This window comes from Psychrobacter sp. (assembly GCF_035469765.1).
Classification (GTDB): Bacteria; Pseudomonadota; Gammaproteobacteria; order Pseudomonadales; family Moraxellaceae; genus Psychrobacter.
The window spans coordinates 1-6669 of record NZ_DATIRM010000430.1 but is presented as its reverse complement, the minus strand read 5'-3'; the positions used below and the strand labels follow the sequence as shown (position 1 = coordinate 6669).

Genomic DNA, 6669 nt, shown 5'->3' with positions numbered 1-6669 from the left:
GTGGTACCCCAGACTCTACACTTGCTGTACACAGTACTTTGGTATCACCAAAGCTGACCAATACTGACCCTTCGGCATGCTTAGTATAATGGCGCTCAAAGGTGATTGAGCGAAGTTGGTTAAGCTCACGATTGTCAATACGCATAAAATTTCCTAGTACGAGGTTGTAAAAGCTGGATTATAAAATAAGAGGTTCGTCATTACATGGCTGACTAGTATTTGTTTGGTGGGGCATTATTATCATTACCAGACCACCATAAAAAAATAAGCGCACACGCTAGCAGACGTAAATATGACGATATCCTAACGTGACAGCGGCGTAATAGCAAGATTCTCTCAAGCTATTACGCCGCTGCTTTAGCAAGATTTAGCGTTAACTTTATTCTAACCCTTCCATCTTACGCAATTCTTTACGTAGGATTTTACCGACGTTTGATTTTGGTAATTCATCAACGAATTGGATATGACGTGGGCGTTTATAACCGGTCAATTGTTTTTTACCAAAATCAATCAGATCTTGCTCAGTGACCTCGCCTTTTTTGACGACGAACAGTTTTGGATCTTCACCGCGATCATCATTTGGAATACCTATAGCGCCGCACTCCACTACTCCTGGATGCTCACTCATAGCTTCTTCGATTTCATTTGGATAGACGTTAAAACCAGAGACCAAAATCATGTCTTTTTTACGATCAACGATTTTGATAAAGCCTTTTTCATCCATAATACCAATGTCACCGGTTTTAAAGTAACCACTGGCCGTAAAGCTTTCCGCAGTTTCTTCTGGACGGTTTTGATAGCCAATCATGACTTGTGGACCTTTCACACAAATCTCACCTCGATCACCTAGTGCAACCACATTTTCATCATCATCGATTAAGATCACATCCGTACTAGACGCAGGAATACCAATTTTGTTAGTAAATTCGGCAATCGTTATCGGGTTAAAGGCAACCACAGGTGAAGTCTCTGACAGACCATAGCCTTCAACAATAGGTAAACCAGTGATTTTATGCCACTCTTTTGCCACCCTAGGTAATACTGCTGTACCACCACCAATAGAGGCTTTTAAACTAGAGAAATCTAAATCAGCAAAACCTTCTTTATGTACCAAGCCATTAAACAAAGTGTTTACGGCAGGGATAAAGGCCGGTTTGTATTTGCCCATCTCTTTAATCAGACCATCGAGGTCACGCGGATTTGGAATCAGCAAACCAGCAAAACCTTGGTACATGCTATACATCCCGCAAACCATAAATGAGAACACATGGTATAACGGTAGTGCTGTCAAAATGATATCATCAGAGTCCACATCCTCTTCAAAAGCACTATTAATAACCGCACTAATTTGTAGCATATTAGCGACCAAGTTACCGTGAGAAAGCATCGCCCCTTTAGCCACACCAGTCGTACCGCCAGTATATTGTAGTAATGCCACATCGCTTAGGTTTAAATCAGGGCGCTTATACTTGCTGGCTGATACGGCATTTAATGCCTGCTTAAAACTGATACTCTCTGGTAAACGATAAGCGGGAATCATTTTTTTGACATGGCGAGCGACTAGGTTGACCACTGGCCCTTTGATCGTGCCCAGCATATCACCAATTTTACAAACGATGACATGCTTCACTTGAGCTTTATCTTCGACATCTTGATAAGTTTTGGCAAAATTTTCAATGATAAACAACGCTTTGGTACCGCTGTCATGCAGCTGATGCGATAGCTCACGGCTGGTATATAAAGGATTGATATTGACCAAAATCATACCAGCGCGAATGATACCTAGCATAACGATAGGATATTGCAAGACGTTGGGCATCATCACCCCAACTTTATCACCCTTAACCAACCCTAAAGACTGCAAGTAGCTGGCAATTTGGCGGCTATATAAATCCAATTGCTTAAAGCTGATTGAAGCACCCATGCAAATATAAGCAGTTTTTTGACCATAACGGCTAAAGTTACGCTCGAACACTTCCAGTAAAGACGTACTGTCATCTGGCATATCGATGGTCGCATCGATGCCATATTTCTCATAAGCACTGAGCCACGGACTGTCGCTTGCTATCGTCGGCATGGTAGGAAATGTGTTCATTCCAGCCATTGATTGAGCATAATTCGCAGCTTTAGAGTCTGTGGTTTCTTTATTGATACTGTCCGTCATAATGTTCCTTAAATGTTACCGTTAAAATATAGAATATATGTGCTGACCTTACCATGGTTGCCAACCACGTATTTATAAAATGAAAAACTTGTGAATAAGAAGCTTTTTCGCTCATAAGCGAACAGATGTTTTTATTCACAAATTTTGTAAATCAAAAGTTACGACCTTCACGCTAAACTCTATTATCTACTAGCAAAGCCGTTAAAAAATAACATGGCATAATCGCTTTATAGTAATATTTTTGTGACGGTTTGGAGCTAAAAAAGTCTGAAAGCCATACTATTTCATCGTTAAGTACCAAAATATATCGGCACAAACTATATCAGTCTTACGGAAAATTCTCTATGACTACTACCAAACAATCAGGGAAAATAAAAAATGATAAGGTCCTATAAAAGCGACCTTATCATCATTGATAACTATCCTTTACGACTGTATTTCATAGCCATTTCTACTGGCTAGCGTATCAATTATTAAGCTATTTGCATCTCTGCTTATTATGGATAGTCAAAAATGCAAACGGATAGAAATGATCCATACTTGATGGTAAATTATCTAACCGTGGTTCTTTTCTTCAAGTACACGCAAATCTTTGTGTAGAATTTTACCGACGTTTGACTTTGGTAACTCATCGATGAACTCAACATAACGTGGACGCTTATAACCGGTTAAATTTTCTTTGCTATAAGCAAGCACTTCTTCTTTCGTCAAGCTGTCATCACTACGCACGACATAGATCTTTGGTACTTCGCCGCTCTTTTCGTCTTCGACACCGATGACACCACATTCCAAAATCTTCGGATGGGCTGACATCACATCTTCTACTTCGTTTGGATACACGTTAAAGCCTGATACCAAAATCATATTCTTTTTACGATCAACAATTTTAAAGTAACCTTCTTCGTCCATCACGCCGATATCACCTGTGAGGAAGAAACCATCAGAGGTCATAACTTCAGCAGTCGCATCTTCACGCTTCCAGTAACCTTTCATAACCTGAGGGCCACGGATACCAATCTCACCGCGCTCACCGAGGGCAACTTCATTTCCTTCGTCATCCAAAATAGCCATCTCAGTAGCAGGCATTGGCAGGCCAATATTTCCTGAAAACTCGCCCATACCGGGTGGGTTCGCTGAAGCAACTGGCGAAGTCTCTGACAGACCATAACCCTGAAGGATGACATTACCTGTTACTTGCTGCCATTTAGTAGCAGTGTCTTTTAATACTGCCATACCACCGCCCATAGACATCTCAAGCTTGCTATGGTCTAACGCTTGGAATTCTTTATTATTAGCAAGCGCTGTAAACAAAGTATTTACTGCTGGGAAAAATGCAGGTGGATAGTCTTTATATGCTTTGATCAAGCTTGGCAAATCGCGCGGGTTTGGCACGAGCAGACCGATACAACCGCGGTATAAACCATACATACCGCAAACAGTAAACGAAAAAATATGATATAGCGGCAGAGCGGTCATAATAACTGGCTGCTCATTACTATTATCGAATTTATCAAAAGCAGCGCCTAGATACGTATCGCTTTGGATCAGGTTGGCTACCAAGTTGCCATGCGTTAGCATTGCACCTTTCGCCACGCCTGTAGTACCACCCGTGTACTGAAGCACAGCCACATCGTCGAGACTGATATTATTAGGACGTTTGTAGCTTTTAGCAGAAAAACGCTTTAGTGATTTTTTAAATTTAACACTGCCTTTGATATGGTAGTCAGGCACCATTTTTTTGACATAACGAACAACGGCGTTAACGATAAAACCTTTGAGCGGGCTCATCATATCGCCCATTGAAGTTACGACCACATGTTCAACCAAGTCTTGACCGATATTTTCATAAGTCTTGGCAAAATTTTCAAGCAAAACTAGGACTTTGGTGTCTGAGTCTTTTAACTGATGCGCCAGTTCTTTGGTGGTATAAAGTGGATTGACGTTGACCAATGTCATGCCAGCACGTAGCACCCCTAATACAGCAACGGGTAGCTGTAAAATATTGGGCATCATTACCCCAACTTTATCGCCCTTGACCAATCCTAGCGACTGTAGGTAGGCTGCAAATTGTTTACTATAGAGGTCCAACTCGTCATAAGAGAGCTTAACATCCATACATACAAACGCAGTTTTTCCTGCATAATTAATAAAGTTTTGCTCAAGTATGTCGATTAAAGACGTATTGGCTGGTGGCATATCGATATCATACTGAAGGCCAAGCTTCTCATACGTTTTGACCCATACTTTGTCATTGCGACGAATTTGGTTACCTTGATTTTCCATAATCTTCTTACTCCTAATAAATGTCCGACTGTTGGTCTAACCCATCATAATATGACAAACATAAAAATCCGGCGCACAAGCTAGCTACTATGATGGCAAGCAAGGCTCACGATATAAATATGTCGCTATAACTCAACAATTTAGCGGTGAATCACTCTTTGTTGTTTAACATACACACTTTATACAAACTACTCAATATAAAAGATTGCTACCTGAGTGCGCAAAGTAGCTTGACTAGTCATAATACTATCTATATCAATTAGTTAATCTTATGTACTAGCGAGATCACCAAAGTATGTTTGTTGATACTAAAGTGTAATATTTACTGCTTATTGTCTATTATTGCCACTAAATCACGCTGTAGACTACAAGGATTTATGCTAGTCATTTGACTTTCTTTTTAAAAAAAGTTGCCGACATAAGCAAAAATTTCAAACCCTAAAGATAAAAGTCATACCAAAAAGCCGGTAAAGTACGATATAAGCGCTATGTTCAGCACGTCATGAACTGTCGTCTATTCTGACTTACACCTTTTTAATTACGCCAATATCCTTTAGGATAGCACCATCCTATTTGCACGATTGCACCATTTATTGATACCTAATAAAACTGATAAGCGAACCCTATTTTATGTCCGATATTATTGATCACACGCTTGACCCTATCCTTACAAATGAACCGATGGATACGCGCTCAGTGGCGGAATTCGCTGAGCAAGCGTACCTTAATTATGCCATGTACGTCATCATGGATCGGGCGCTGCCCAATATCGCTGACGGTCTAAAACCCGTGCAACGTCGTATCGTTTATGCAATGAGCGAGCTTGGGCTAAAATCTACTGCCAAGGCTAAAAAATCTGCACGTACGGTCGGTGATGTGCTGGGTAAATACCATCCTCATGGTGATAGTGCGTGTTATGAAGCAATGGTACTCATGGCACAGCCGTTTAGCTATCGCTATCCACTCATCACCGGTCAAGGTAACTGGGGCAGTCCAGATGATCCAAAATCATTTGCCGCCATGCGTTATACTGAAGCTAAAATGTCTGCTTATGCCAATACGTTACTCGCGGAACTCGGACAAGGTACGGTCGATTGGCAAGATAACTTCGACGGCACCATGCAAGAGCCGACTACTCTGCCCGCTCGCCTGCCCAATATTTTATTGAATGGTACGACCGGTATTGCGGTCGGTATGGCAACGGATATCCCACCGCATAATCTTAATGAAGTCGTTCGCGCAGCGATTCGTCTGTTAAAAAACCCTGAGCTATCGGTTAAGCAACTCACCCAGTCAATACCAGCGCCTGATTTACCGACGCCTGCTGAAATCATCACCAGCAAAAAAGACTTGCAAGCGATGTATGAGACTGGTCGCGGCAGCTATAAAATGCGCGCAACGTTTCATATTGACCCTAAAGAAAAAAATCTCGTCATCATCGATGCGCTTCCTTACCAAGTCTCTGGCAACAAAATCCAAGAGCAAATTGCTAAGCTTATGACCGATAAAAAGCTGCCTTGGATTACGGATATTCATGATGAATCAGACCACGAAAACGCTTGCCGTATCGTGCTTGAGCTACGTTCAACGCGGGTCGATGTCGATCGCGTGATGAGTCATCTGTTTGCCAGTACCGACCTTGAGAGCAACTATCGCGTCAATATGAATATGATTGGCTTAAACGGTAAACCACAGGTCAAAAACCTCAAGGAAATTCTAGAAGAATGGCTTGTTTGCCGTCGTTCAGTAGTCACGCGCCGTTTGCAATATCGTCTCGATAAAATTGATAAACGCTTACATATCCTTGCAGGTCTATTGATTGCCTATCTTAATATTGATGAAGTCATTCGCATTATTCGCGAAGAGGACGATCCAAAATTATCGTTAATGCAAGACTACGATTTAACCGATATTCAAGCGAATGCTATTTTGGACATTCGTCTGCGCCAATTAGCAAAACTAGAAGAGATTGAGCTGCGCCGAGAGCAAGACGAGCTGGCTGCCGAACGCGCTATTATTCAAGAATATCTAGATAATCCAGACAGTTTAACTACTCTAATGATTGATGAGCTCACTGCCGATATGAAAGAACATGGTAATGAGCGTGTATCACCACTGGCAGAACGTGAAGAAGCGCAAGCGTTAAAAGAATCTGATCTCGTACCAAGCGAGCCTATTACTGCTGTGTTATCAAAAGCCGGTTGGATTCGTGCTGCCAAAGG

3 protein-coding genes and 1 pseudogene are annotated in these 6669 nt (G+C 41.6%); 1 reads left to right on the top strand and 3 read right to left on the bottom strand.

Annotated features, from left to right (window positions below):
• From rph to VLN09_RS11830, 3 genes and pseudogenes are all read right to left on the bottom strand, one after another.
• Nucleotides 1–145 (bottom strand): annotated as a pseudogene (rph, locus tag VLN09_RS11840) (ribonuclease PH); the annotation flags it as partial.
• A 234-nt stretch (nt 146–379) separates the two neighbouring features.
• Nucleotides 380–2164 (bottom strand): AMP-binding protein, encoded by a 1785-nt coding sequence (locus tag VLN09_RS11835; RefSeq protein ID WP_325246763.1) that lies wholly within the window; start codon nt 2162–2164, stop codon nt 380–382.
• Between the two features lie 555 nt (nt 2165–2719).
• Complete coding sequence (locus VLN09_RS11830) at nt 2720–4447, bottom strand: AMP-binding protein (protein ID WP_325246761.1); 1728 nt, start codon at nt 4445–4447, stop codon at nt 2720–2722.
• A gap of 630 nt (nt 4448–5077) precedes the next feature.
• Here VLN09_RS11830 and parC point away from each other — a divergent pair.
• Nucleotides 5078–6669: DNA topoisomerase IV subunit A (gene parC / locus VLN09_RS11825; RefSeq protein WP_325246759.1), on the top strand; the 1592-nt coding region annotated here is incomplete at its 3' end.

Coding starts and splice junctions, on each gene's coding strand:
- VLN09_RS11835 (WP_325246763.1), bottom strand. CDS start 2,164: ATGACGGACAGTATCAATAAAGAAACCACAGACTCTAAAGCTGCGAAT.
- VLN09_RS11830 (WP_325246761.1), bottom strand. CDS start 4,447: ATGGAAAATCAAGGTAACCAAATTCGTCGCAATGACAAAGTATGGGTC.